At 74.7% G+C, this 1,552-nt stretch carries 2 protein-coding genes; both read right to left on the reverse strand.

Annotation, left to right across the window (positions count from 1 at the left end; all coding sequences use genetic code 11):
• A partial coding sequence (locus H5J29_RS32185) for a PAS domain-containing protein (RefSeq protein WP_181784683.1) occupies positions 1–191 on the reverse strand: 191 nt, incomplete at its 3' end.
• On the reverse strand, positions 167–1,552 hold a 1,386-nt coding region (locus tag H5J29_RS32190), incomplete at its 5' end, for an ATP-binding response regulator (protein ID WP_220188203.1). The genes H5J29_RS32185 and H5J29_RS32190, both read right to left, overlap by 25 nt.

The raw sequence follows: 1,552 nt of genomic DNA on the forward strand, positions 1-1,552 counted from the left end.
CCGGCGCGGGTGGCGGCGGCGACGACGGAGCGGTAGCGCTCGCGGTCGTCGGGATGGATCCGCTCGCGCCAGTCCAGCCCCAGCTCGGAGCCGGGATCGGCGCCGGTGAAGTCCAGCCAGCCGCGGTTGACGAAGACGCGGTGGCCGCCCGCGTCGTCCACCCAGATCAGGGCGGGTGTGGAGTCGGCCATCGCCCGGAAGCGCAGCTCCGCGGCCCGCCGGACCCGGCCGAGGTGCAGGTGGTTCGCGACGCGGGCGAGGAGCTCGCGAGCCGAGAACGGCTTGACGAGGTAATCGTCCGCCCCCGCGGCGAGGCCCTCGACGGCCGCCTCCTCGCCCGCACCGCGGGCCTCCCGGTGGTGCGGGCGTCGGCACGCAGGGCGCGGAGCAGGGCGATGCCGTCGGGCTCGGGCATCATCACGTCCGCCACGACGAGGTCCGGCGGATCGGCCCTGGCCAGCTCCAGTGCGGCGGCGCCGTCCGAGACGGCCTGCACGGACCAGTTCGCGCTCAGCAGCCTGCTGAGGTGCTCCAGCATGTCCGGGTCGTCGTCCACGACGAGCACCCGGCCGCTCGGGGTGTCCGGCAGCTCCGGCGGCAACGGGCCCGGCGCCTCCACCTGCGCGGGGGTCCAGCGCAGGGCCTCCGCCACGAAGGGCTCGAACGTCTCCGGCCGCGGGTGGGGCGTGGCGGCGGGCTTGCCGATCGTGATGTTCTCGACGGGCAGGTGTGCGAACCCCAGCGGCAGCCGGACCGTGAAGGTGGTGCCGGAGCCGTCCACACTGGACACCTCGACGGTCCCGCCGTGCACCTCGACGAGGTTGCGGACCAGGGCCAGCCCGATGCCGCTGCCCTCCCGCGAGCGCGCCCGCGCGGCCCGGACCCGGTGGAAGCGGTCGAACAGCCGGGAGACCTCCACCGCGGGCACGCCCGTGCCGGTGTCCGCGACCTCCAGCACGAACCGCTCGCCCTCGATGCACGTGGTCACCCGCAGACCGCCCTCGAAGGTGAACTTCAGGGCGTTGCTCAGCAGGTTGAGGACCACCTTCTCCCACATGTCCTGGTCGGCCCAGACGGGTCGCTCGCACGGCGGCGAGTCGACCTCCAGGCGCAGCCCCGCGCGCTCGGTGGGCGCGACGAACAGCGCCGCGAGCTCGGCGGTGAGGGTGCCGAGGTCGACCGGGGCGAACGTGGCGTCGGTGCGGCCCGCCTCGAGCCGGGAGACGTCGAGCAGCGTGTTGACCAGCTTGAGCATCCGCTGCGCGCTGCGGTGCGCGACACCCGCCTCCTCGCGGACCACCGGGTCCGGCGAGCCGCGCAGGACCTCGAGCGGGCCCATGATCAGCGACAGCGGGGTGCGGAACTCGTGGCTGACGCCGGTGAAGAACTCGGTCTTGGTGCGGTCCAGCCTGCCCATCCCGGCCACCCGGTCCCGCTCGTCCGCCGACGCGCGGACGGCGACCAGCGCCCCGTCGACGTGCGCCGCGACGAGCCGGAGGAAGGCCAGGTGGTTCTCGTCCACGGGGCGCAGCGGGTCCGCACCCAGGAGCAG

This window comes from Pseudonocardia pini (assembly GCF_013870575.1).
GTDB lineage: Bacteria > Actinomycetota > Actinomycetes > Mycobacteriales > Pseudonocardiaceae > Pseudonocardia > Pseudonocardia pini.